The organism is Actinophytocola algeriensis (assembly GCF_014203735.1).
Taxonomy (GTDB): Bacteria; Actinomycetota; Actinomycetes; order Mycobacteriales; family Pseudonocardiaceae; genus Actinophytocola; species Actinophytocola algeriensis.
In genome coordinates this window covers 923,782-946,938 of the sequence record NZ_JACHJQ010000004.1, presented here as the reverse complement: position 1 = coordinate 946,938, position 23,157 = coordinate 923,782, and the positions used below count along the sequence as shown (strand labels likewise).

The following is a 23,157-nucleotide window of genomic DNA, read 5'->3' as shown; positions in this document are numbered from 1 at the left end:
GTGGCCCACCACCTTCACCGATGCGGATCAGGCAGGCTCGGTGACCTGACGGCCGCCGTACTGGCCGCAACTCGGGCAGACGACGTGCTGGGGCTTGGGCTTGCGGCAGGCGCGGTTCGAGCACTCCACCAGGTGGACAGCGCTGGTCTTCCACTGCGACCTACGCGCGCGCGTGTTGGAACGCGACATCTTCCGCTTGGGGACGGCCACGACTAGTTCTCCTTCAATGCTGCTGGTGGTGGGATCGGACCTGACTACACGAGCTCAGGCGTCACGATCCGTGCGGAACCGCTCCGTGAGCGCGGCCCACCGAGGGTCAATCGTCTCATGCCGGTGATCGGGACCGAGATCGGCCCACCTGCCACCGCAGTCCGGGCACAGTCCCGCGCAGTCCTCCTGGCACAGCGGCGCGGCGGGCAGCGCCAGCACGACCGCGTCCCGCACCACCGGTTCAAGATCAACCTTGTCGTCGACCAGGCGATGGACCTCGTCCTCGTCGGTCGTCTCCTCGGTGATGCTGGCCGGGTAGGCGAACAACTCGGTGAACTCGACCTCGACGTCGTGGTCGGCAGCCGTGATCGGGTCGAGGCAGCGCGCGCACTCCCCCTCGATCGGCGCGACGGCCGTGCCGGAGACCAGCACGCCCTCCACGACGGACTCGAGGAGCACGTCAAGCTCGACCCGCGCGCCCTTGGGCACGGCGATGACGCCCTCGACGCCGAGGGCGTGCTGAGCCTCCACGACCCGCTCGAACTTGCGGGAGAGACCGGGCCTGCGGCCCAGCTCCCGGGTGTCCAGGGTCCATGGGCTGTTGCGCTGTTCGGGCATGACGAACTTCAACGTCCCTGTGTTCGGTGTCGGATGCTCGCTCCGCAAGCTCCGCTCGGAAGATTTCCCGCGACAAGATTTTCCGCGACCGCGGGGGGTGCCTGACCAGCGTACGCGGGTCAGGCGGAGTAATCGAACGGGACGGCCGGTTCCGGCTGCGCGACGGGCGGCGCGGCGGGCGGCATGCCAACGCCACCACCCCGCAGGTGCGCGCGGCCCTTGCTGACCGTGCGCAGCGTGTGGGACAGGAGGTCGGCGAACTCGGCGAGCTTGCCGTCCACGTACTCGTCGCACTCGCCGCGCTGGCGGGTCACCTCGTCGGCGGTCGCGTCCAGGACCCTGGCGGACTCGAGGTGCGCGGCCTGCACGACCTCGGTCTCGGACACGAGGCGGGCCTGCTCGATGCGGCCGTCCTCGACCGAGCGCTCGTAGGACTCGCGACCGGCCTGGATCATCCGGTCGGCCTCGACCTGCGAGCGGCCGACCAGGTCGTCGTACTTGGCCTGCCCCGCGGCGATCGTGCGGTCGGCCTCGTTCCTGGCGTCGGTGACGAGCCGGTCCGCGTGCGCCTGTGCCTCCGCGACGAGCCGCTCGGCCTCCGCGTTCGCCTCGGCGACGGTCTGCTCTGCCTCGAGGTTCGCCTTGCTGACGGTCTGTTCCGCCTCGTGCTCGGCCTGGCCGACGATCTCGTCCTTGCGGTCGAGGACGTCCTGGGCGTCGTCGACCTCACCGGGCAGCGCGTCGCGGACCTCGTCGAGCAGCTCGAGGATGTCACCGCGCGGCACGACACAACTCGAGGTCATCGGCACGCCGCGGGCCTCCTCGAGGATCGTGACGAGCTCGTCGAGGGCCTCGAACACCTTGTACACGCCTTGCTCCCTCCAGCACCCCGGCACACGCCCTGCGGTCTTCTAGTCTGCCGCGTGCACCGGGGTGATGTGTGGAGGTCGGCTGAGATGGGTGTGTCAGCCGGTGCGTCAGTCCGTGATCACTTCCACGAAGGACGCGTACCTGTCGGGCGTGTAGTAGTGCTCGCCGCCCTGTCCGGTGATCAGCCGCCGGTCGCCGCGGTCGGTCGTGCCCGGGGTGGGCACGGTGTACAGGTGGTAGTAGCCGGACGCGCAGGCCGGGAGGACGCCTTCCCGGTTCTGGTAGACCGTGCCGTCCTCGGCGTACGGGTACGGGCCGCCCCGCGCCACCAGCGCGATCGTGTCCGCGACCTCGGCGGGCAGGCTGCCGACGGCCACCTCGTCGAGGTTCGCGTCGCCGCACGCCGGGGGCGGCGTGGTGCCGTCCATGTCGATCAGGTCGAAGCTCGCGTAGTGGTCGTCGGTGTAGAAGTGCTCGCCAGCGTGACCGGTGACGATGCGGCGCGCGCCGCGGTCCGGGCTGCCCGGGGTTTCCACGGTGTACTCGTGGTAGTAGCCGGTGTCGCAGTCGGGCAGGAGGCCTTCGCGGTTCTGGAAGACGGTGCCGTCCTCCGGGTACGGGAACGGGCCGCCTTGTTCGATCAGCTCGGCGGTGTCGGTGGCCTCCGGCGGCAGGCTCGACAGCGGCACCACGTCGAACCCCGACGTGTCACCACACGGCGCCGCGGCTCTCTCCTCGGCGAGGCCCGGCGTGGTCAGGCCGAGGACGGCGAAGAAGGCGATCAGCAGGGGAAGCAGCGTTTTCACAGATCTGGTTGTGACGTTGCTCATTTTCCGACCGTAACTCCGACAGGTGATCTCGATTAGCGCCGATCGTCGGCTGTTTGAATGAACTCGTGACGAACGAGCAGATAAGACGGGCCGTCGCGGAGGACGTGCCCGCGATCGTGGCGATGCTGGCCGACGACCCGCTCGGCGCCAAGCGGGAGCGGCCCGGCGACCCGGCCTACGCCGAGGCGTTCAAGGAGATCGACGCGGACCCCCGGCAGTACCTGGCCGTCGCCGTGGCGGACGACGAGGTCGTGGGCACCCTGCAGCTCACGTTCATCCCGGGCCTGTCCCGGCTCGGCGCGACACGGGCGCTGATCGAAGCGGTGCGGGTGCGGCCGGACCAGCGCGGCGGCGGACTGGGCGGCAGGCTGGTCCAGTGGGCGATCGACACGGCCCGCGAACGCGGTGCCGCCATGGTCCAGCTGACCACGGACGCGAGCCGGAAGGACGCCCACCGCTTCTACGAACGCCTGGGCTTCGTCGCATCGCACGTCGGCATGAAACTGCCGCTGCGCCAGCCCTGAGTCGAGTCAGGACGCCAACCTAGGGCTCCCTGCCGGTCCGGCGCACGACGTCCATCACGAACTCGTAGGTCGGCCTGCCCGCCTCGATGATCACGCTCTCCCGGTTGAAGTTCCAGGCGAACAGGCCGTCCGCGACGAGCGCGGCGATCGAGGAGTCGGTGAGCAGGGCACGCACGTCCTTGTCGACGACGTCGGGCGGGACGTCCTTGTTGGCGTACGCGCCGACCATGACCGGGGCGTACTCGCCGAGCGCGGCGACGGTCAGCCGCACGTCCTCGACGTTGCCCTCCGGCTCCTTGCACAGGACCGAGTTGAAGTCCGACACGGCCAGCACGTCGGCGAAGTGGTCGAACATCGACGGGCCGCCGCCCAGTTCGGGGTTGTCGTCGAGGTCGGACTGCCATCCCTGCCAGCCCATGCCGACCCGCCCGTTCGGCGCCCCGGCGTGGAAGACCTCCCTGATCTCCAGGTACCGGTCCTTGAGCGCGCGGTAGTACGCCCGCGTCGCGATCGAGTTCTCGTAGTACCCGTCGTCGCCGCACGCGAACGCGTTGACCTCGTGGAACACGGTGACGTACAGCGGTGGGCCGTCGGGCCGGCCCGCGAAGATCCGCGCGAGCGAGCGCATGTCGTCGAGGAACTGGTCGGTGAACGGCTCGCCCCGGCCGCAGGCCCTGCCGTACGGGGTGTCGAGCGGGATCTCCGGGTTGTCGTCGTCGAGCCAGCTCGGGACGATCAGGTGGAGGGCGTATCCCTTCCGGTACGCGTCCGGCACCACGGTCTCCCGCCAGGTGTTCAGCGTCTTCAGGTCGCTGGTCTGGTGGAACGTGGTGGTGAGCATCCCGACCGGGGTCTCCGCCACCAGCTCGCTCGCCTGCGCCAGGTTGGCCCCGCCGCTCAGGCCGTACAGCAGCTTCGCGTTCCCGGCTCCTGGCACCTCGCGCCGGGGTGCCGGGGTGCCGGGTGGCTCCGCCGCGACGGTGCCGCCCGTGCCGTCACCGGCGTTGTCGCCCTGGCTCCCTTCCGAGCCGGGCAGGAGCCGGGGCACGAAGACCAGCCCGGCGACGAGCACCACGACCACGCCAGCGGCCAGGAGTCCCAGGCGGGTGGCCTTGCGGCGGGCCACCGCCGTGCCGCGGGCGACCTTGCGCAGCCGCCCTGCCGCCGCCTCGGCCGACAGGCGCCGCGACGGGGTCTCGGCGGTCAGCTGCGACAGCACCCCGGTCAGCGCGCCGTTGCCGGCCGCGCCTTCGACGGCCGCCGACAGCGTGACGCCGAGCGCGTACATGTCGGCCGCGGGTGTGGCGGCGCCCCCGCGTGTCACCTCCGGCGTGAGGTAGCCGGGGGTGCCGGGACTCTGCGCGGAGCCGGTCACGGTGACCTCGGACCAGATAGCGATGCCGAGGTCGGCGAGCTTCGCCGTCCCGTCCTCGGTGACGAGGATGTTGGCCGGGGTGATGTCCCGGTGCACCATGCCCTTGGCGTGCATCGCGGACAGCGCCGTGGCGACCTGCACGCCGACGTGCGCCGCGCCGGCGGGCGTCAGGGGGCCGTCGGCGCGGAGGATGTCCCGCAGGCTCCGCGCGGGCAGGTACTCCATGACGAGCCAGCGTTCGTCGTCCTCGGCCACGACGTCGAACACGGAGATCACGTTGGGGTGCTGCAGCCCCGCGCCGATCCTGGCCTCTCTGCGGAGCTGCTCCCCGTCGCCGGTGCTGGTGCGCTTGACCGCCACGACCCTGCGCAGCTCGAGGTCGGTGGCACGCCACACCACCCCCATGCCACCCGCCCCGACGGTGTCCTCGAGCCGGTACCGGTCAGCGATGACGTCCCCACTACGCACCGCTCCAGCGTAGTTACTTACCGCCGCCGTCAGTAAGGCGTTCCACCAATCGGCGGTGAACCGTCGTGGGGAGCAGGTGAGCGACGTCCCCACCGTAGGTAGCCACTTCCTTGACCAGGGAGCTGGAGAGGAAGCTGTTCAGCGGCTTCGTCGGCATGAAGAGCGTTTCCACGCCACTCAGCTGCTGGTTCATCTGCGCCATCTGCAGCTCGTAGTCGAAGTCGCTGATCGCGCGCAGGCCCTTCACGATGGCCTGGATGTCGTGCTGGCGGCAGTAGTCGACGAGCAGCCCGTGCCACGAGTCGATCCGCACGTTGTCGAGGTGGCTCACGGACTCGGCGAGCAGGTCCATCCGCTCCTCGACCGTGAAGAGGCCCCTCTTGTTCTTGTTGATGAGCACGGCCACGACGACCTCGTCGAAGAGCCCCGCCGCTCTCTCCAGGATGTCCAGGTGCCCGTTGGTGGGTGGGTCGTAGGAACCGGGGCAGACGGCACGCCTCATGCGCGGAAGGTATCAGCCCTCACCTGCACGGACCTGTCGACGGTGGCCTTGGTCACGGCCGTGCCGCCCACCGCGCCCAGTGCAGCGACGTCTCCCCGTAGTGCTTGACCCGCATGGCTTCCAGGGGTGCGGGCCACTCGACATCCGGTGCCCGGCGCGACCGCTCGACGATCACCACGGAGTCCTCGGCGACCCAGCCCTCCGACACCAGCAGGCCCAGCTCTCCGCTCAGGTCCTCGACCGCGTACGGCGGGTCGGCGAGGACCAGGTCGAACGGTGCGTCCGCACCCGAGGCGAGCACGGCCGCGACCTTGCCCGCCCGCACCACCCCCGGCAGCCCGACCGCGGTGACGTTCTTGCGCAGCACCGCGAGCGCCCCGGCCGACGACTCCACGAACACCGCCTCGCCAGCACCGCGGGACAGCGCCTCGAGACCCAGCGCACCGCTGCCCGCGTACAGGTCGAGCACCCGCGCGCCGTCGAGGTCCACAGCGGACTCGACGGCGCTGAACAGGGCCTCGCGCACGCGGTCGGAGGTCGGCCGCGTGCCCTTCTGCGGCACGGCCAGCCGCCTGCCACCTGCCCGGCCCGCCACGATCCTCGTCACATGGACATGGTCGCAGGGGGTCTTGATCGAGGTGGTCACCACCTTGTCCGCGCAATTCGCGTAGGCTCGCTCTTCCCACCCAACACGCTGGCACTCACAGGAGCGGTGCGTGTCGCAGACCTCCGACAGGCAGTCCGAGATCGCGGTCGAACAGGCCCACGTCGACGTCGTCTACACGCGCGTCGACGAGATGCGCGTCGAGGCGGAAGCCATGCGCCGACGCGGCGACCAGCTCGCGCACGGGGCCCGCAACGAGGCCATCTTCGAGCAGGCCGCGATGCTGTTCGAGCGCGACGTGATGGTGCGTCACGCCACACAGATCCTCCGGACCCTCGACGCGGAACACGAGGGTCTGGTGTTCGGCCGCCTCGACGACACCGACGGCGAGACCATGTACGTCGGCAGGCTCGGCATCCGGGATGTGAACTTCGACAACCTGGTCACCGACTGGCGCGCGCCCGCCGCGGCCGCCTTCTACCAGGCGACCGCCGAGCAGCCCATGAACGTGGTGCGCCGCCGGGTCATCCGCTCCACCGGCCAGTCCGTTGTGGACATCGACGACGACCTGCTGGCACCGGAGAAGCGGCCGGACGGCATGGCCGTCGTCGGCGAGGGTGCGCTGATGGCGTCGCTGACGCGGGCCCGCGGCGACCGGATGCGCGACATCGTCGCCACGATCCAGCGGGAGCAGGACGAGGCGATCCGCGCGCCGTGGAAGGGCGTCACCGAGATCACCGGCGGGCCCGGCACCGGCAAGACGGCCGTGGCGCTGCACCGGGTGGCGTACCTCCTGTACCGCGACCGGCGCCGCATGGGCGGGGCCGGTGTGCTGGTGATCGGGCCGTCGCCCGCGTTCACCTCCTACATCTCGCGCGTCCTGCCGTCCATGGGCGAGGACACGGTCGAGCTGCGGTCGCTCGGCGAGGTGCTCGACGGGGTCCAGGCGGCAGGCGTCGACTCGGCCGACGTGACCAGGGTCAAGGGCTCGCTGCGGATGCGCAGGATCCTCAAGCGGGTGCTGCGGGAACCACCGCCCGACGCGCCGACCGAGCTGCGCATCACCTTCAAGGGTGAGGTGCTGAAGCTGGACGCGCAGGACCTCGCGAAGGTGCGGCGTGCGGTGCAGGGCCTCAACCGGCCGCCGAACCAGTCACGCGTGGACGCGGCGGAGGCGCTGCTGGAGGCGCTGTGGCGCAAGGCGGACTCCTACGAGCTGGGTTTCGACCGGCACGAGCTGATCACCGACCTCGGTGAGCGCATCGACTTCCACCGGTTCGTGGTGGTGTGGTGGCCGATCCTGACCGAGCAGGAGGCGTTGCGGCTGCTCGCCGACCGGGACCGGCTGCGGCGGGCCGCGGGCCGTTCCCTCTCGCCTGCCGAGCTGGACGCGCTCGTCGCGTCGTGGGCCGACCCGTCGGCCGGGCCGACGGTCGCGGACGTGGCGCTGCTCGACGAGCTGCGGGTGCTGCTCGGGCCGCCGCCGAAACGGCACCGGCGGCGGATCCGCGCCGAGAACCCGAACTGGTCCACCGCGCCGCGGCGCGGTGAGCACTACGACGAGTACTCGCACATCGTCGTCGACGAGGCGCAGGACCTGTCGCCCATGCAGTGGCGGATGATCGGGCGGCGCGGCAAGTACGCGAGCTGGACGGTGGTCGGCGACCCGGTGCAGTCGTCGTGGCCGGATCCGGCCGAGGCTGAGCAGGCGCGGGTGTCGGCGGTGGGGCCGCGGGCCCAGCGGCGGCACTTCCAGCTGCGCACGAACTACCGGAACTCCGCGGAGATCTTCGAGCTGGCCGCTCAGGTGGTCACCGACGTCTCCACGCCGGACCAGTTGCCGCATGCCGTGCGCAGTACGGGGGTCAAGCCGTCGGTGCGGGTGATCGACCCGACCGAGCTGGCCGACGCGCTGCGGTTCGCGTCCCGCCAGCTGCTCGACGAGATGGACGGGACGGTCGGTGTGATCACGTCGGCCGGCCGGCTCGCTTCTGCCCGGTCGATGCTGGCCGAGGTCGCTGACGACCGGCTCTCCGTCGTGGACGGTATCGAGGCCAAGGGGCTCGAGTACGACGCGGTGGTGCTCGTCGAGCCGACGGAGCTGGTCACCGAGTCGACCACCGGGCCTCGCACGTTGTACGTGGCCTTGACGCGGGCGACCCAGCGGCTGACGGTGCTGACCAGCGATCCCGAGTGGCCCTGACTTCGGCCTGCTCGGCGGAATTCCTGCTCGTCCGGCGCTGTTCGTCTGTGGTATGGACGAGGTGGATGAGGTCGAGGACGTGCCCGTTCCGGTGACGCTGGTGACGCTCGGGGACTCCGATGTCCCGGTGTGCGAGGACGGGAGCTGCGCGCTGTGAAGATCGAGGTCTGGTCCGACATCGTGTGTCCGTGGTGCTACATCGGGAAGCGGCGGCTGGAGTCCGCGCTCGCTGACTTCGACCACGCGGTCGACGTCGAGTGGCGCAGTTTCCAGCTCGACCCGACGTTCCCGCGCGGCACGTCGATCCCCGTGTACGAGGGGCTGGCGCAGAAGTTCGGCGGCGACGTCCGCGAGATGACCGAACGGGTGACGGAGCTGGCCGCGGTGGAGGGCCTGCACTACGACTACGACCACGCGGTCATGGTCAACACGTTCGACGCGCACCGGCTGACCCACCACGCGAAGGCACAGGGCCTTGGCGGCGAGATGCACGAGCGGCTGATGCGTGCGCAGCTCGTCGAGGGCGAGACGGTCAACGACGTGGACACGCTCGTGCGGTTGAGCGAGGACATCGGCGTCGAGGGGGCGCGGGACGTGCTGACCGGCGACCGGTACACGTCCGATGTGGAAGCTGACATCCGCGAGGCGCGGTTGCTTGGTGCGACCGGGGTCCCGTTCTTCGTGCTGGACCGCAAGTACGGGGTGTCCGGCGCGCAGCCGGTGGAGGTGTTCGCCTCGGCGCTGCGCCAGGCGCTGGAAGCCAGTCCGGCCTAGGGACCCGTGCCGCGTCGCCACGCGGTTGATTTTGGCGACAACCCGTCGTAATCTTTACGACAGGTTGTCGTCAAAAGAGGGGCTTTCCCGTGAACACGCTCGCTGACCGTGCCGACCTCATCGAACTGCTCGGCCGGTATGCCGACATCGCGGACCTCAAGGAGTTCACCGAGCTGCCCGGCCTGGTCTTCACCGACCCGTTGACGCTCGACTTCTCGTCGGTCGCCGACATCCCGCCGATGAGCACGTCGCTCCGCGACTACGTCGAGATCCTCCGCGCCTCCTTCGCGCCCTTCACGGCGACCCACCACGCCATCACCGGCCACGTCGTCGCCATCGATGGCGACCACGCGACTATCCACGCACACGTCCGCGCCGAGCACTGGGTGCCGGCCGAACTCGCCGACGGTGGCCCCGACCGCTGGCTGGTGGTCGGCTTCTACGACAACGAGGCGGTCCGCACGGCGGACGGCTGGCGCCTCAACCGCGTGCGGCTCACCTCGACCCACCAGGAGAACCCGCACCTGTCGCGCATTGCCCTGGCCGAGCGGGCGCACTAGTGTCCCGCGCCGGAAATCAGGCAACTGATTCGGCGGCCCAGCTTCCTGCCGGCGGCGTTGCCGGTCGGCCCAAGTACGACATAGTACGAGGACGAACCGGCGCCTTGCCAGCAGAAACCTGGATCCACCGACTCAATCACCGCATTTCCGGCGCGGGACACTAGGGAAAGATGACCGCATGCCGCGGATCCGGGGAGCCAGCATCGAGGAACACCACGAGATGGTGTGGGCCGACCTCGCCGAGGCGATGCGGCAGCTGCTGCTCGAACGCGACTACGACTCGATCAACATGGGGCACATCGCGGCCAGGGCCGGGCTCGCGCGCAACACGCTGTACAACTACGCCCGCGACAAGAGCGCACTGGTCGTGGCGCTGACCGAGCGGGCAGGCCTGCCCGCGGTCGAGCGGGTGGCGGCGATCGCCGCGCGGTCCACCGAGTCGGCCGAGGAGCGGATGCGGGCGATCGTCGAGGCGGTGCTGGAGGCGTTCACGGACCCGGCACTGCACCTGATGTTCCGGCCGGGCACCAGCCGGCACGACGGCGAGGTGCCGAAGGGGCCGGGCAGCCCGCTCCACGCGATCGTGGTCGAGGTGGAGAACGTCGTCCGGGACGGCATCGCGCGCGGCGAGTTCCGCGACGTCGGTGACGTGCACCTCGCGGTGGAGCTGCTGTCCGGTGTCATGCGCGCGGGCGCCGAACGCATCGGCAGGGACCCGGACTCCTTCGCGGCGACCGTCCACGCGGCGCGGGAACTCGTTCTCGCCTCGCTGGCCTGCCACCCGGGTTAGCGGTTGCGCGCCGCGTAGGTGCGGACCTTCGCCCGGTTGCCGCACGCCGCCATGCTGCACCACACCCGACGGCCCCTCGGGTCGAGGAACAGCCATCCGCACCCGGCGCCGGGGCAAGCGCGGACCGTGTCGCGTGCCGGGCTGGTCAGGAGGTCCGCCACCGCGAGGGCCACCGCGTACAGCGGGTGCCGCGGCTCGTCGCTCGGGGGCAGCCGGAAGCCCTCCGGGGTGAGGCGCCGGTGCGCGTTCGCCTCGTCGGCCAGCCGGGCCAGTGCGGGGAACGCCGACTCGTCGCGATGCCGGAACAACCGGTACGCCACCGTCCGCAGCTCACGGACCCCGGCCAACAGGTCAGCACGCGGGGGCGCCGCCACGAGGCCCGTGAACTCCAGCCACACCGCCACGTCCGCCGCCGACGTCAGCCACTCGTGCCGGGTCTCCTGCGGGTCGTCCCACCCCGCGAGGGTGTTGCACAGCTCCAGCGCCGGGTGACCGGCGATCGGCTTGGGCAGCAGGGTGCCGCCGACGCGCACGGCGTACGGCGGCACCCTGTCGCTAACCACTCGAACAACGATAACCGGTGTCGTGCCTCAGCTCAGCACGACCAGCAGGTCGCCGCCTTCCACCTGTTGCACGGACCCGATCGCGACGCGTTCCACCGTGCCGGCCTTGGGTGCGGTGATCGACGCCTCCATCTTCATGGCCTCGATCGTCGCCACCGTGTCGCCCGCCTCGACGGTGTCGCCCTCGGCGACCGCCAGCGTGACCACGCCCGCGAAGGGCGCACCGACGTGGCCCGGGTTGTTCCGGTCGGCACGCTCGGCCACCGGGACGTCCGACGCCACCGACCGGTCGCGCACCTGGGTCGCGCGCAGCTGACCGTTGAGCTTCGCCATGACGGTGCGCATGCCGCGCTCGTCGGCCTCGCCGATCGCCTCCAGCTCGATCAGCATCCGGACGCCCTTCTCCAGGTCGACCGGGTACTCGATCCTCGGGCGCAGCCCGTAGAAGAAGTCCTTGCTCGCCAGCACGGACGTGTCGCTGAACAGCTCGCGTTGCGCCGTGAACTCCTTGGCGGGCCCCGGGAACAGCAGCCGGTTCAGTGTCGCCCGCCGGTCCTGCGCCAGCCCGGACCTGTCCTCATCGGACAGCCCGGGCGGCTCCGGCGCGGGCGGGCGGCCCTTCAGCGCCTTGGTGCGGAACGGTTCCGGCCACCCGCCCGCCGGGTCGCCGAGCTCGCCGCGGAGGAACCCGATCACCGAGCCCGGCACGTCGAAGCGGCCGGGGTCGGCCTCGAACTCCTTCGGGTCCACGCCCGCGCCCACGAGGTGCAGCGCCAGGTCACCGACCACTTTGGACGACGGGGTCACCTTGATCAGGTGGCCCAGCATGCGGTCCGCGGCGGCGTAGGTCGACTCGATCTCCTCGAACCGGTCCGCGAGCCCGAGCGCCGCGGCCTGCGTGCGCAGGTTGGACAGCTGTCCACCCGGGATCTCGTGCGTGTACACGCGGCCGCTCGGCCCGGGCAGCCCGGCCTCGAACGGCGCGTAGATCTTCCGCACGATCTCCCAGTACGGCTCGAGGTCGCACACCTTCCGCAGGTCCAGCCCGGTCTCCCGCTCACCGTGGTCGGTGGCGGCGACGATCGCCGACAGCGACGGCTGCGACGTGGTGCCCGCCATGGACGCCGAAGCGCCGTCGACCGCGTCCACCCCGGCCTGGATCGCGGCGAGGTAGGTCGCCAGCTGACCGCCCGCGGTGTCGTGCGTGTGCAGATGGACCGGCAGGTCGAACTCCTTGCGCAGCGCGGTGACCAGCCGGTGCGCCGCGGGCGGGCGCAGCAGGCCCGCCATGTCCTTCACGCACAGCACCTGCGCGCCCGCGCCGACGATCTGCTCGGCGAGCTTCAGGTAGTAGTCCAATGTGTACAGACGTTCGTTCGGGTCGGACAGGTCGGCGGTGTAGCACAGCGCGACCTCGGCGACCGCCTTCCCGTTCGACAGCACGGCCTCGATGGCCGGGCGCATCTGCTCGACGTCGTTGAGCGCGTCGAAGATGCGGAAGATGTCGATGCCGGTGGCGGCCGCCTCGTCGACGAACGCGGCCGTCACCTCGGTCGGGTACGGCGTGTACCCGACGGTGTTGCGGCCGCGCAGCAGCATCTGCAGGCACAGGTTCGGCATCGCCTCGCGGAGCTTCGCGAGCCGGTCCCACGGGTCCTCCGCGAGGAACCGCAACGCCACGTCGTAGGTCGCGCCGCCCCAGCACTCGACCGACAGCAGCTCCGGGGTCATCCGCGCGACGTGGGGTGCGACGGTCACGAGGTCCTTGGTGCGCACGCGGGTGGCGAGCAGCGACTGGTGCGCGTCGCGGAACGTCGTGTCCGTGACGCCGACGGCCTTCGACTCCCGCAGCCAGCGCGCCCAGCCCTCCGGGCCCAGCTCGTCGAGCTTCTGCTTCGACCCGGCGGGGGGCGGTCCGGCGGTGTCCATGGCGGGCAGCTTCTCGACCGGGTCGATGACGTCGGGCCGCTCGCCGTGCGGCTTGTTGACCGTGATGTCCACGAGGTAGGACAGCAGGCGGGTGCCGCGGTCGGCGGAGCTGCGCGCGGTCAGCAGGTGCGGCCGGTCCTCGATGAACGCCGTGGTGACGTTGCCCGCGATGAAGTCCGGGTCGTCGAGCACCGCCTGCAGGAACGGGATGTTGGTGGAGACACCGCGGATGCGGAACTCGGCGACCGCGCGGCGGGCGCGGGCCACAGCCGACGGGAAGTCGCGGCCCCGGCAGGACAGCTTCACCAGCATCGAGTCGAAGTGGGCGCTGATCTCGGTGCCCGGCGACACCGTGCCACCGTCGAGCCGGACACCCGCGCCGCCCGGCGAGCGGTAGGCGCTGATCTTGCCGGTGTCCGGCCGGAACCCGTTGGCCGGGTCCTCGGTGGTGATGCGGCACTGCAGCGCGGCGCCCCGCAGGCGGACCATGTCCTGCGACAGGCCGAGGTCGTCGAGCGTCTCACCGCTCGCGATCCGCAGCTGCGACTGGACGAGGTCGACGTCGGTGACCTCCTCGGTCACGGTGTGCTCGACCTGGATGCGCGGGTTCATCTCGATGAACACGTGCTGCCCGTCCTGGGACAGCAGGAACTCGACGGTGCCCGCGTTGCGGTAGCCGATGTGCCGCGCGAACGCCACGGCGTCGGCGCAGATCCGCTCCCGCAGGTCCGGGTCGAGGTTCGGCGCCGGCGCGATCTCGATGACCTTCTGGTGGCGGCGCTGCACCGAGCAGTCGCGTTCGAACAGGTGCATCACGTTGCCCACACCGTCGGCGAGGATCTGCACCTCGATGTGGCGCGGGTTGATCACGGCCTGCTCGAGGAACACGGTCGCGTCGCCGAACGCGGACTCGGCCTCACGCATGGCCGCCTCGAGCGACTCGCGCAGCGCCTTGGCCTCCAGCACGCGCCGCATGCCGCGCCCGCCACCACCGGCGACGGCCTTGACGAACAGCGGGTAACCCAGCTCCTCGCCCGCGGCGAGCAGTTCGTCCAGGTCGGCCGACGGCGGCGACGACTTGAGGACGGGGATGCCCGCCTCGCGCGCGGCCGCGACCGCGCGGGCCTTGTTGCCGGTCAGCTCGAGGATCTCGGTGGACGGGCCGACGAACGTGATCCCGGCCGCCTCGCAGGCACGCGCCAGCTCCGGGTTCTCCGACAGGAAGCCGTAGCCCGGGTACACCGCGTCGGCCTCGGCCCTGCGCGCCGCCTTGATGATCTCCTCGACGGAGAGGTAGGCGCGGACCGGATGGCCGGGTTCGCCGATCTCGTAGGCCTCGTCGGCCTTCATGCGGTGTGCCGAGTTGCGGTCCTCGTGCGGGAACACGGCGACCGTGCCGGCTCCCAGCTCATATCCGGCGCGAAATGCCCGGACGGCGATCTCGCCGCGGTTCGCGACGAGCACCTTGCGGAACATGCCGTACCTCCTGCCAGGGGGTCGGGAACTTCCGGAAACGTTACCTGGTGGTTCCCGCCTGTCGGGAGGACTGTTCCACGTGACGGACCTGACTGTTTACCGTCAGTCCTCCGGCAGGGTGATCTCCACGGCGGCCTCGCCGGTGGGCCGGTACGGGTAGTCGTCACCGCCGTAGAGACAGCTGAATGGTTGCGCTTTCACGGTCAGTGTGGCCGTGGTCAGACCGGACGGCACCTCGAAGACCAGCACCTTCTCCTGCTCGAACTCCTCCATCTCGGAGTGTTTGTCGACCACCGGGTAGGTCTCGCCGTCCGCGGTGAGCGCGAACGAGGCGAACGGCAGCACACAGCCGGTGGGGAAGCTGGTGTCGATCGACCCGTCGCCGGTCGGCTCGTAGGTGACCACGAGCCACGCCTTGTCGTCGGCGCCCGGCACGTCACCCAGTTCGGTGGTGAAGTAGGTCAGCTCGGCGCGGGTGACGGCGACGACGTAGTTGCCCGGCTCGTCGTCCTCGTCGACCACCGGGAGCTTCGCGGGCGTCAGGTTCTCGACGTAGACCGACGGCTCGTCCGGGGAGCGGTACAGGATGCCGGGCTGCTCCCCGGTGCGCCTGCCCTCCAGGAGGTCGAACTGCTGGGCGAGGCCCGCGTACTTCAGCTCCAGCTCGACCTCGCGCCGGTCGTTCGGGACGCCGACGAGGTACTGGACGGTCTGGTCCTCGCCCGGGGTGCCGACGGCGTACTCGAAGTCGGGGAGGCTGCGCTGGCGCCCGTCGACGGACACGGTCGCGGTGACCTTCTGGGACAGGTCCTCCGCGAACGGCGTCACCCGGAGCCGGAAGGCCAGCAGTGTCGCGTCGTCGGCGGCGCCGTACTGGACCCCGTCGCCCGTGTCGACCACGTCGGCGGTGCCGAAGTCGAGCACCTCGGCCGCCACTCCGTAGCTGCGCACCGCCCCGTCCTCCGGCGACTCGAGGCGGATGCCGTCGAGCTTGTCGGCGCGGACGACCTCGCCGGTGCCGAGCACCTCGCCGTCGAAGGGAGCGCGGCTGGTGGTGGTCGGCTCCGATGTCTTCTGCCCGGCGGCGGCCGTGGGCCTGCCCTCCGTGTCGGTGCCGCAGGCCGTCAGGAACAGTCCCGCCGCCAGCAGTACAAGTGCCCTGCGCATGATCCCCCTATGTCAATGCTCGCTCCGCAAGCCCCGCTCGGATGTCAGGACGTGGTGGCTTTTCCGACGCATCCGGTCATCGTCCGGTTGCGTCATGCTGCCAGTCAGTAGCCTCTGGTGCCGTGGAGGATCTGGAGCGGTGGACACCGGTGCTGCCGCTGGGTGCGGGCGCCTTCGGCGAGGTGCGCCTGGCGTGGGATCACATCGACCGCCGCTGGGTGGCGCTGAAGCGCTTCACCGGCCAGGACGAGCTGGGCTTGCTGCGCTTCGTGATCGAGTCGCGCATCCGCGTCTCGCACCCGCACCTGGTGCGCACCCTGGCGTTCCGGCTGGTCGACGACCGCGCGTGGCTGGTGACGGAGCTGGCCCGCGGCGGCTCGCTGCGTTCGCTGATGGCGTCGCACGGCGCGCTGCCCGCCGGCTGGGTGGCCGAAGCGGTCGACCAGGTGCTGCAGGCCCTGGCAGCCCTGCACGCGACGGGTGTGGTGCACCGGGACCTGAAACCGGCGAACCTGCTGCTCCGCTCGCACGGGGCCGGGCCGCCGCACCTGCTGGTGGGTGACTTCGGCATCGCGACGTGGCGGACCGTGTCCATGACGGGCATCGGCGCCGCGATCGGCACCCCCGGCTACCTCGCGCCGGAGTACCTCGACGGCCACCAGCCCTCCCCCGCGACGGACCTGTTCGCCGTCGGTGTGCTGGCGGCGGAACTGCTGGCCGGGCGGCGGCTGGTGCACTACAGCAACGCGTCACCGGACATGCCGTCGTCGTGGACGCACACGGTGCCGCTGCCGGAATCCGTGCCCGCCCCGCTCGCGGCGGTGCTGGTGCGGATGGCGGACCCGGACCCCGCGCGCCGGTTCACGGACTGCACGCAGGCACGGGAGGCGTTGCTGCGGGCCGCGCCGCCTTCGTCGCGGGGTGACCTGACGGTGGTGCGGGCGCCGGACCTGCTGGCGTCGGTGCCGCCGGGGTGGACGGCCGAGGGCCCCGAGGCCGCGACCACCCACCTGCCCGCCGAGGCGACCGCGTCCTCGGCCGCCGCCCCCACCTTCGCCCCGCCACCCATCGACGGCGGCCCGACCGCACTGGTCGTGGACGCGCCACCGGCAACGGCCGCGAGTGGATCAGCCACTCAGCCACCCACTGGGTCAGCCACTCAGCCAGTCACCCCGCCAAGTGGCTCAGCCACTCAGCCACCGCTCTTCATCATGGCGCCGGCCGCACACCCGCCTGCGAAGAAGCCCGCCCGCGCGCCGCGCCGAGCGGCCCTCCTCCTCACCGCCATCGTCCTGGCGGGCACGGCGGGCGCGCTGTGGTGGGTGACCGCGAACCGCGCGGTCACCGGCTCCCCCACCGGCACCGAGGTCCCGCGCGGCATGCCCACCGCGAGCGAATGGGACCCGCAGGTCCTCGAGCCGTGCAGTGCCGTCGACATCTCCCGGGAACGCGCGGACGGCACCGAACGCTGCCAGCGCACCCGCGACACCGACACCGAGCAGAACTGGGTGGCGGCACCACCCGGTGGTTTCCCGGCCAAGTCCGACCCCGGCGGCCCGTTCACCTTCGAGCCGTGCGGCACCGAGGGCGACTTCGCCTACTCCCCCACCGGCGACCACCTGTACTGCAGCGGAACGGCCTGGACGCTCGTCCACTAACCCAGGTACAACGGCGACCTGTCCCCCAGCGCGGCCTGCTCCGCGCCGGTCGGGGCGCGCCGGCCGGTGCCGACGAGCAGCGCGTCGGTGTCGGAGAACGACGCCGGGAACGGCACCCCGGCGATCCGCTCCAGCAGTTCGCGGGTACGGGCCAGGCCCGCCGCGGGCGGCCCCGGCACCGATGGCAGGTTGGCGACCCGGTCGAGGTGGTGCAGCGTCCACTCCAGGACGTACGCGGAGAGGTAGTCGCCCGCGGTGAGGACCATGTCCTGCGTGCTGACGCGCATCGACGGGTCGGCGAGCTCAGCGGCGCGGCCCGCGGCGGAGCCCACGTCGTCCAGGTGGAACGTGAGCAGAGCCGGCTCCTCGTACGCGGCGGCGAGCCGGACGATCAGCGCGTCCAACGGGTCGTCGCCGGCCGGGGGTGTGTCCGACACCGCCCAGTAGGTCACCGCGTCGTGGGTCGGTGCCGCGTCGGCGGGGGTCACGAGGGTGATCAGGACGTCCTGGGCGTCGATGACCAGGTGGCACACCAGGTCCCGGACCAGCCAGCCCGCACAGCCCGACGGCCGCGTGAAGTCCTCGTCGGAGAGCTCGGCGACGGCCGTGCGCAACGCCGCCCACGAACGTGAGAAGAGATCCACCGCCGCACGCTAACAGCGCCCCGCCCGCCGGGACGACCGGCGGGCGGGCGCGAAACTCAGCCGACGTACAGCAGCCGGTTCGGTGTCCCCGGCGGCACGTCGCACAACCGGTCCTTTGTGGACGCCGCGACCAGCGCCGCCTGGACCGCCGCCGCCGAGGCGGCCGGGTGCGTCTCGAGGTAGATCCCCGCCGCGCCCGCCACGTGCGGCGCCGACAGCGACGTGCCGGACAGCGTCGCGGTGGCCGTGTCGCCGGTCGACCACGGGCCCGCGATGTTCACGCCGGGCGCGAACATGTCCACGACCGACCCGTGGTTGGTGCTCGACGAGAGGCAGTCGTCCGGTCCGCTCGCCCCGATCGTCAGCGCCTCGGTCACCCGCGCGGGCGAGAAGTTCCCCGCGTCGGTCGCCGACCCGCCTGCCGCGACCGTGTAGCTGACGCCGGACGCGATCGAGTTGCGCACCGCGGTGTCCAGCGCCGTGTTCGCCGACCCGCCGATGCTCATGTTCGCCACGGCGGGCTTCACGGCGTTGGCGGTCACCCAGTCGATGCCGGCGATCACATCGGCCATCGAACCGGAACCGTTGTCGTCGAGCACCTTCACCGGCACGATCTTGATCCTCTTCGCCACGCCGTACCGCGCGCCGCCGATGATGCCGGCCACGAACGTCCCGTGCCCGTTGCCGTCGCTCGCGTCGGTGTCGTCGTCGATGAAGTCGTAGCCCGGCAGCACCCGGCCGCCGAAGTCCGTGTGCGTCGCCCGCACCCCGGTGTCGAGGACGTACGCGTGCACGCCCGGCGCCTTGTTGGGGTAGCGGTACTTGCCGTCGAGTGGCAGGTCGCGCTGGTCTATCCGGTCCAGTCCCCACGGCGGGTTGAGCTGCTCGCCCATGGCGTGCACGGGCGTGTCCGGCACGACCGCGTCCACACCGGACTCACGGGCGAGCGCCGCCGCCTGTTTATCGCTCAACCGCGCCGAGAATCCGTTCAGCGCGGACGAGAAGACGTGCTCGACCGACGCGAACCGGTGCGTGAAGGCACCAGCATCCCGGTCCAGCACGACGATGTAGTCGCCATACCGTTCTGGCTCCGCTGCCGCGGGTGCCGCCCACAACGTGCCGAGCAGGCACGCGACCCCGATCTCCGCCATCAGCTTGCGCAGGTTCATACCCACTGTCGTTACGCGACCAGGCATACGTGAGCAAGCTTCACCAGTTGCCATGCGGCGGTAGGGCTGACCCCACCCGTGGTTCGGGGGCGCGCACCCGTGTGCGCGACCACCGTGTCCGAAACCATCGCACCTGTTGCTACACAACGAAAATGTGAGAGGACATCACATGCACAGGCAGCCGGCCACCGTTCGGGTGGCCAGGTGGAGTGCGACGCACCCGTGGCGCGCGATCGGGATGTGGGTCGTGTTCGTGGCCGTGTGCTTCGCGGCGGGCGGGTGGGCGGGCACGAACGAGGCGACCGGCACGGACATGGCCATCGGGGAGTCCGGTCGCGCCACCACGATCGTCGACGAGGGGAACTTCGCCGAGCACCCCGAGGAGAACGTGCTCGTCACCGCCCGTTCCGGGCGGCTCGATCCGGCCGAGGGGCAGGCGGCCGCGACCGACGCCGCACGACGGCTGGCGGCGCTCGCCGAGGTGGCCGAGGTCGGCGATCCGGTGCCGTCGCGGGACGGGACCGCACTGCTCGTGCCGGTCACCATGACCGGTGAGCCGGACGGGGCGAGCGACCGCGTCGGCGCCCTCCAGGACGCGACCGCGGCCGTGCAGCGGGACCACCCGGACGTCCGGGTGGAACAGGTCGGCGGTCCGTCGATCGGCAAGGGCATCAACGACCAGATCGCCGACGACCTGTTGAAGGCGGAGCTGATCAGCGTGCCGGTCACGCTCGTGATCATGCTGATCGCCTTTGGCGCGATCATCGCCGCGGGCGTGCCGGTGCTGCTCGCGATGTCCGCGGTGGGCGCCGCGTTCGGGCTCTCCGCACTGGTGTCGCACTTCGTGCCCGCCGTCGACTCGATGAGCAGCATGATCGTCCTGATGGGCATGGCGGTCGGTGTCGACTATTCGCTCTTCTACCTCAAGCGGGAGCGGGAGGAGCGGCAGAACGGCGCGTCGCACACGCGTGCCGTCGAGATCGCGGCGGCCACGTCCGGCCATTCGGTCGTCGTCTCCGGCGTCGCGGTGATCGTCTCGATGGCGGGCCTGTACCTGACCGACGACGCCGTGTTCGCCTCACTCGCGACCGGTTCGGTGATCGTGGTCGCGGTGGCGGTGCTCGGGTCGCTGACCGTGCTGCCCGCCCTGCTCGCGAAGCTCGGCAGGCGGGTCGACCGGCCGCGCGTCCCGCTGCTGTGGCGGCTCACCAACCGGACCGGCCCACCGAGGGTGTGGCCGCGCCTGCTGCGGCCCGCGCTGCGGTACCCGTTGGTCACACTGCTGTTGTCGGTCGCCGCACTGGGTGCGCTCGCACTGCCCGCTCTGGACATGAAGCTGAAGACCTCCAGCGATTCCGACCTGCCGCGCAGCATCCCGGTCATGCAGTCCTACGACCGTCTGACCTCGGCGTTCCCGTCCGAAGGCACGAACCACGTGATCGCGGTGAAGGCGGGGCCCGCGCAGGCGGACGAGGTGCGCGCGGCCCTGACCGACCTGTCCGCCCGCACCCAGGACGACCCGCGGTTCGCGAACGTCGACGCGCCGGTGATCGAGGTGTCGGCTGACGAGCGGGTCACCACGCTAGACGTCCCGACCACGACGAAAGCGGGCACCGACGAAGGGGCGCGGTCACTCGACGCGCTGCGCGCGGTCCTGGTCCCGGCGACGGTCGGTGCGGTGAGCGGCGCCGAGTACGCGGTCGGCGGGGAGATCGCGGACAACGTGGACTACACCGACAACCTCGCCGACCGGATGCCCATCGTCATCGGTTTCGTGCTCCTGCTGACGTTCCTGATCATGGCGATCACGTTCCGGTCGCTGGTCGTGGCGCTCACCGCGCTGCTGCTGAACTCGCTGTCGGCGGCGGCCGCGTTCGGCACGCTCGCGCTCGTGTTCCAGCACAGCTGGGCGGAGGGCGTCCTGGACTTCCGTTCCAACGGCGCACTCGTCGCGTGGATCCCGCTCTTCCTCTTCGCGGTCCTCTTCGGACTGTCCATGGACTACCACGTGTTCGTGGTGAGCCGGATCCGCGAGGCGGCGCGGCGCGGGCTGTCCACCAGGGACGCGGTGGCGCACGGCATCAGCCGGTCGGCCGGTGTGGTCACGTCCGCGGCGGTGCTGATGGTGTCGGTGTTCGCGATCTTCGCGACGCTGTCGTTGAACGAGATGAAACAGATGGGGGTCGGGCTCGCGGTCGCGGTGTTCATCGACGCCATGATCATCCGGGTGCTGGTGCTGCCGTCGCTGATGACTCTGCTGGGCAGGGCGAACTGGTGGCCGGGCCGAATCGGACGTGACACGGGGTCACCGATATCCCCAATTGATGATCACTCGACCGAGCAACTGCCCACCGTGGTAATGCCGCGTAGCTGATTAGTCGCGCCGAAGACCATCCCGCCGCTCAACGACGCCGGGGTGGTCTTCGGCGGCTTATCACCCGCCTGCCGGAGTGACCCGGGAGGGGGACCATCTAAAGTGTGGCAACATGCCCGATGGCGAGTCCGACGCGAATCTCCGCGTTCCACGTTTTGACACTGTCCTCCGCGGCTACAACCCGCGCCAGGTCAACGAGCGGGTCACGCGCCTCTCGTTCGACCTGAGCCACGTGACGAAGAGCCGTGATGAAGCGGTCGCCAAGGTCGCCGAGCTGACCAAGGCTCTCGGCAGCGCCCAGCAGCAGTTGCTGGACGCGAAGGAGCAGCTCCACCGCATCACCGTGAACCCGACGTCCACTGAGGCGATGTCGGAGCGGCAGCGGTTGATGTGGCAGCTCGCCGAAGAGGAGATCGCCGAGTTCAAGCGCGACGCCGACAACTACGACCGGTCGACGAGAGCCGACGCGGACGAGTACTCCCACTCCACTCGCGCGAAGGCCGACTCGCACGCCTCCGCGACGAGAGAGGAGGCGGACGCCTACGCGGCGAAGACCAGGAACGACGCCGACGAGCACGCGGCGGGCACGCGCGGCAACGCCGACCAGTACGTCGCGCAGACGAAGGCGGCGGCGGACGAGTACGCGGCGAGCGTCAAGGCGGACGTGGCCAAGTACGCCAAGGAGCAGAAGGCCAAGCAGGACGGCATCACCGCGGAGCTGGCGGAGCGGCGCAAGACGCTCGAGGCCGAGTACGCGAAGAACCACGCGACGCTCGAGAACGAGTACGAGCAGCTCAGGGCCCGCAACGCGACCGAGCACGAGCAGCTGATGGCCGAGGCGCGCGGCGAGATCGAACGCGCGACGAAGGCCAACGAGACCCGCATCGCGCAGCTGGACGCGGAGGCGAAGCAGCGCCGCGAGCAGCGCGACGCCGAGGCCCTCAAGCAGCGTGAGCTCCTTGACCAGAAGGCTGCGGAGAAGCGCGCCTCGATGGAGCAGGAGACCGAGGCCGCCCTCAACCAGCGCCGCGCCGAGCTGGAGCGCGAGCTGACCGAGCGCGCTGCGGTGGCGAAGGACCGAACGGCGAAGATCGTCGGCGACGCGGAACGCGAAGCCACGAAGATCCGCGAAACGATCACCGCCGAGCGCGCGGAGGCCGACCAGCTGATCGCCCAGCGCGAGTCCGCCGCGAAGACCAGGGCCACCAAGATCGTCGGCGACGCGGAGGTCGAGGCGGGCAAGATCCGCGAGACGGTCGCGAACGAGCAGGCGGAGGCGGAGAAGCAGATCGCCGCACGTCAGCAGGCCGCCCAGCAGCAGGCCGCCAAGATCATCGAGGAGGCCAAGCGCCGCACCGACGAGCAGGAGCGGGCACTGGCCGAGAAGAAGGCCTCGGTGGAGAAGAACCTGGCCGAGCTCGAGCTGATGGCGCAGCAGCAGGCGGACAAGACCGTCGCCGACGCGGAGGCCCGCGCCCAGGCGTCCGACAAGGCCCTGACCGCGAAGCGCTCCGAGGTCGAGAAGGACCTCAACGAGCAGCAGGCCAACGCCAAGATCCGCGCCGCGAAGATCGTCGAGGACGCGGAACAGCGCCTCGCCGAGGCAGCGGACAGGATCCGCCAGGCCGACGAGTTCGAACGCCGGGTGTCCGAGCACGTCAACTCGACGTTCTCGATCCTGGAGGACGCGAAACGCCACTTCGCGGCCGCCCAGAAGGCCACCCAGCGACCGGCGCCCACACCGGCGCCCGCCCAGCAGCAGCCGCAGAAGGCCGGCCATGTGAACGGCAAGTAGTTCAGGAGAAAGCCCCCGTCAGGCACAGCCTGGCGGGGGCTTTCCGCATTCCGG

At 70.8% G+C, this 23,157-nt stretch carries 20 protein-coding genes; 8 read left to right on the top strand and 12 right to left on the bottom strand.

The window, feature by feature from the left end; genetic code table 11:
- Positions 1-27 precede the first annotated feature (27 nt).
- The 4 genes from rpmF to FHR82_RS22425 all read right to left on the bottom strand — a co-directional run bounded on the left by rpmF (position 28) and on the right by FHR82_RS22425 (position 2,528).
- The gene (gene rpmF, locus FHR82_RS22440) at positions 28-210 is read right to left on the bottom strand and encodes a 50S ribosomal protein L32 (RefSeq protein ID WP_184812403.1); all 183 of its coding nucleotides are present in this window, start codon (positions 208-210) and stop codon (positions 28-30) included.
- Positions 211-264: 54 nt separating this feature from the next.
- The gene (locus tag FHR82_RS22435; protein WP_184812402.1) at positions 265-828 is read right to left on the bottom strand and encodes a YceD family protein; all 564 of its coding nucleotides are present in this window, start codon (positions 826-828) and stop codon (positions 265-267) included.
- 119 nt (positions 829-947) lie between these two features.
- Complete coding sequence (locus tag FHR82_RS22430; RefSeq protein WP_311771214.1) at positions 948-1,697, bottom strand: DivIVA domain-containing protein; 750 nt, start codon at positions 1,695-1,697, stop codon at positions 948-950.
- A gap of 108 nt (positions 1,698-1,805) precedes the next feature.
- The gene (locus FHR82_RS22425) at positions 1,806-2,528 is read right to left on the bottom strand and encodes a guanyl-specific ribonuclease (RefSeq protein WP_184812401.1); all 723 of its coding nucleotides are present in this window, start codon (positions 2,526-2,528) and stop codon (positions 1,806-1,808) included.
- Between the two features lie 122 nt (positions 2,529-2,650).
- On the opposite strand from FHR82_RS22425, the gene FHR82_RS22420 reads away from it, so the two are divergent.
- Entirely contained in the window at positions 2,651-3,052 is a 402-nt protein-coding gene (locus FHR82_RS22420) for a GNAT family N-acetyltransferase (protein WP_221464181.1), read from the top strand.
- Between the two features lie 19 nt (positions 3,053-3,071).
- On the opposite strand, the gene FHR82_RS45255 is transcribed toward FHR82_RS22420, so the two are convergent.
- From FHR82_RS45255 to rsmD, 3 genes are read right to left on the bottom strand one after another with little or no spacing between them, the layout of a single operon-like run.
- Positions 3,072-4,895, bottom strand: a complete 1,824-nt coding sequence (locus FHR82_RS45255; RefSeq protein WP_311771213.1) for a serine/threonine-protein kinase — start codon at positions 4,893-4,895, stop codon at positions 3,072-3,074.
- Positions 4,896-4,908: 13 nt separating this feature from the next.
- Positions 4,909-5,397: a pantetheine-phosphate adenylyltransferase gene (gene coaD, locus FHR82_RS22410; RefSeq protein WP_184812400.1), complete on the bottom strand. Its 489-nt coding sequence runs from the start codon at positions 5,395-5,397 to the stop codon at positions 4,909-4,911.
- Between the two features lie 52 nt (positions 5,398-5,449).
- Entirely contained in the window at positions 5,450-6,004 is a 555-nt protein-coding gene (gene rsmD / locus FHR82_RS22405; protein ID WP_184812399.1) for a 16S rRNA (guanine(966)-N(2))-methyltransferase RsmD, read from the bottom strand.
- A gap of 109 nt (positions 6,005-6,113) precedes the next feature.
- Between rsmD and FHR82_RS22400 the strand changes: the two genes are divergently transcribed.
- From FHR82_RS22400 to FHR82_RS22385, 4 genes are all read left to right on the top strand, one after another.
- Positions 6,114-8,204, top strand: coding sequence for a HelD family protein (locus tag FHR82_RS22400; RefSeq protein WP_184812398.1), 2,091 nt, complete (start codon positions 6,114-6,116; stop codon positions 8,202-8,204).
- Positions 8,205-8,357: 153 nt separating this feature from the next.
- Positions 8,358-8,978 carry a DsbA family oxidoreductase gene (locus FHR82_RS22395; RefSeq protein ID WP_184812397.1) on the top strand — a complete coding sequence of 207 codons (621 nt, stop codon included), beginning with the start codon at positions 8,358-8,360 and terminating at the stop codon, positions 8,976-8,978.
- A gap of 89 nt (positions 8,979-9,067) precedes the next feature.
- A complete protein-coding gene (locus FHR82_RS22390) occupies positions 9,068-9,538 on the top strand; it encodes a nuclear transport factor 2 family protein (RefSeq protein WP_184812396.1) in 471 nt (156 codons plus the stop codon).
- 178 nt (positions 9,539-9,716) lie between these two features.
- Positions 9,717-10,328, top strand: coding sequence for a TetR/AcrR family transcriptional regulator (locus tag FHR82_RS22385; RefSeq protein ID WP_184812395.1), 612 nt, complete (start codon positions 9,717-9,719; stop codon positions 10,326-10,328).
- Here the strand turns inward: FHR82_RS22385 and FHR82_RS22380 are convergent.
- From FHR82_RS22380 to FHR82_RS22370, 3 genes are all read right to left on the bottom strand, one after another.
- Positions 10,325-10,891, bottom strand: coding sequence for a CGNR zinc finger domain-containing protein (locus tag FHR82_RS22380; RefSeq protein WP_311771212.1), 567 nt, complete (start codon positions 10,889-10,891; stop codon positions 10,325-10,327). The genes FHR82_RS22385 and FHR82_RS22380 overlap by 4 nt on opposite strands.
- A gap of 27 nt (positions 10,892-10,918) precedes the next feature.
- On the bottom strand, positions 10,919-14,296 hold the full coding sequence (locus tag FHR82_RS22375; protein WP_184812394.1) for a pyruvate carboxylase: 3,378 nt from the start codon (positions 14,294-14,296) through the stop codon (positions 10,919-10,921).
- A gap of 102 nt (positions 14,297-14,398) precedes the next feature.
- Positions 14,399-15,463, bottom strand: a complete 1,065-nt coding sequence (locus FHR82_RS22370) for a hypothetical protein (protein ID WP_184812393.1) — start codon at positions 15,461-15,463, stop codon at positions 14,399-14,401.
- A 122-nt stretch (positions 15,464-15,585) separates the two neighbouring features.
- On the opposite strand from FHR82_RS22370, the gene FHR82_RS22365 reads away from it, so the two are divergent.
- Positions 15,586-17,121, top strand: coding sequence for a serine/threonine-protein kinase (locus FHR82_RS22365; protein ID WP_184812392.1), 1,536 nt, complete (start codon positions 15,586-15,588; stop codon positions 17,119-17,121).
- Here FHR82_RS22365 and FHR82_RS22360 read toward each other — a convergent pair.
- Positions 17,118-17,765: a maleylpyruvate isomerase N-terminal domain-containing protein gene (locus FHR82_RS22360; protein WP_184812391.1), complete on the bottom strand. Its 648-nt coding sequence runs from the start codon at positions 17,763-17,765 to the stop codon at positions 17,118-17,120. The genes FHR82_RS22365 and FHR82_RS22360 overlap by 4 nt on opposite strands.
- Before the next feature lie 56 nt (positions 17,766-17,821).
- Positions 17,822-18,934 carry a S8 family peptidase gene (locus FHR82_RS22355; RefSeq protein ID WP_184812390.1) on the bottom strand — a complete coding sequence of 371 codons (1,113 nt, stop codon included), beginning with the start codon at positions 18,932-18,934 and terminating at the stop codon, positions 17,822-17,824.
- A gap of 169 nt (positions 18,935-19,103) precedes the next feature.
- Between FHR82_RS22355 and FHR82_RS22350 the strand changes: the two genes are divergently transcribed.
- Together FHR82_RS22350 and FHR82_RS22345 are read left to right on the top strand one after the other, a co-directional pair.
- Entirely contained in the window at positions 19,104-21,308 is a 2,205-nt protein-coding gene (locus FHR82_RS22350; protein ID WP_184812389.1) for an MMPL family transporter, read from the top strand.
- 112 nt (positions 21,309-21,420) lie between these two features.
- Positions 21,421-23,103 (top strand): coiled-coil domain-containing protein, encoded by a 1,683-nt coding sequence (locus tag FHR82_RS22345; RefSeq protein WP_184812388.1) that lies wholly within the window; start codon positions 21,421-21,423, stop codon positions 23,101-23,103.
- Positions 23,104-23,157 lie beyond the last annotated feature (54 nt).

Bases quoted from the DNA above. Each gene is read 5' to 3' on its own strand.
- FHR82_RS22420 (WP_221464181.1), top strand. From the start codon at position 2,651: ATGCTGGCCGACGACCCGCTCGGCGCCAAGCGGGAGCGGCCCGGCGAC.
- FHR82_RS22375 (WP_184812394.1), bottom strand. From the start codon at position 14,296: ATGTTCCGCAAGGTGCTCGTCGCGAACCGCGGCGAGATCGCCGTCCGG.
- coaD (WP_184812400.1), bottom strand. From the start codon at position 5,397: ATGAGGCGTGCCGTCTGCCCCGGTTCCTACGACCCACCCACCAACGGG.
- FHR82_RS22355 (WP_184812390.1), bottom strand. From the start codon at position 18,934: ATGAACCTGCGCAAGCTGATGGCGGAGATCGGGGTCGCGTGCCTGCTC.
- FHR82_RS22345 (WP_184812388.1), top strand. From the start codon at position 21,421: ATGCCCGATGGCGAGTCCGACGCGAATCTCCGCGTTCCACGTTTTGAC.
- FHR82_RS22435 (WP_184812402.1), bottom strand. From the start codon at position 828: ATGCCCGAACAGCGCAACAGCCCATGGACCCTGGACACCCGGGAGCTG.
- FHR82_RS22425 (WP_184812401.1), bottom strand. From the start codon at position 2,528: ATGAGCAACGTCACAACCAGATCTGTGAAAACGCTGCTTCCCCTGCTG.
- FHR82_RS22385 (WP_184812395.1), top strand. From the start codon at position 9,717: ATGCCGCGGATCCGGGGAGCCAGCATCGAGGAACACCACGAGATGGTG.
- FHR82_RS22350 (WP_184812389.1), top strand. From the start codon at position 19,104: ATGCACAGGCAGCCGGCCACCGTTCGGGTGGCCAGGTGGAGTGCGACG.
- FHR82_RS22370 (WP_184812393.1), bottom strand. From the start codon at position 15,463: ATGCGCAGGGCACTTGTACTGCTGGCGGCGGGACTGTTCCTGACGGCC.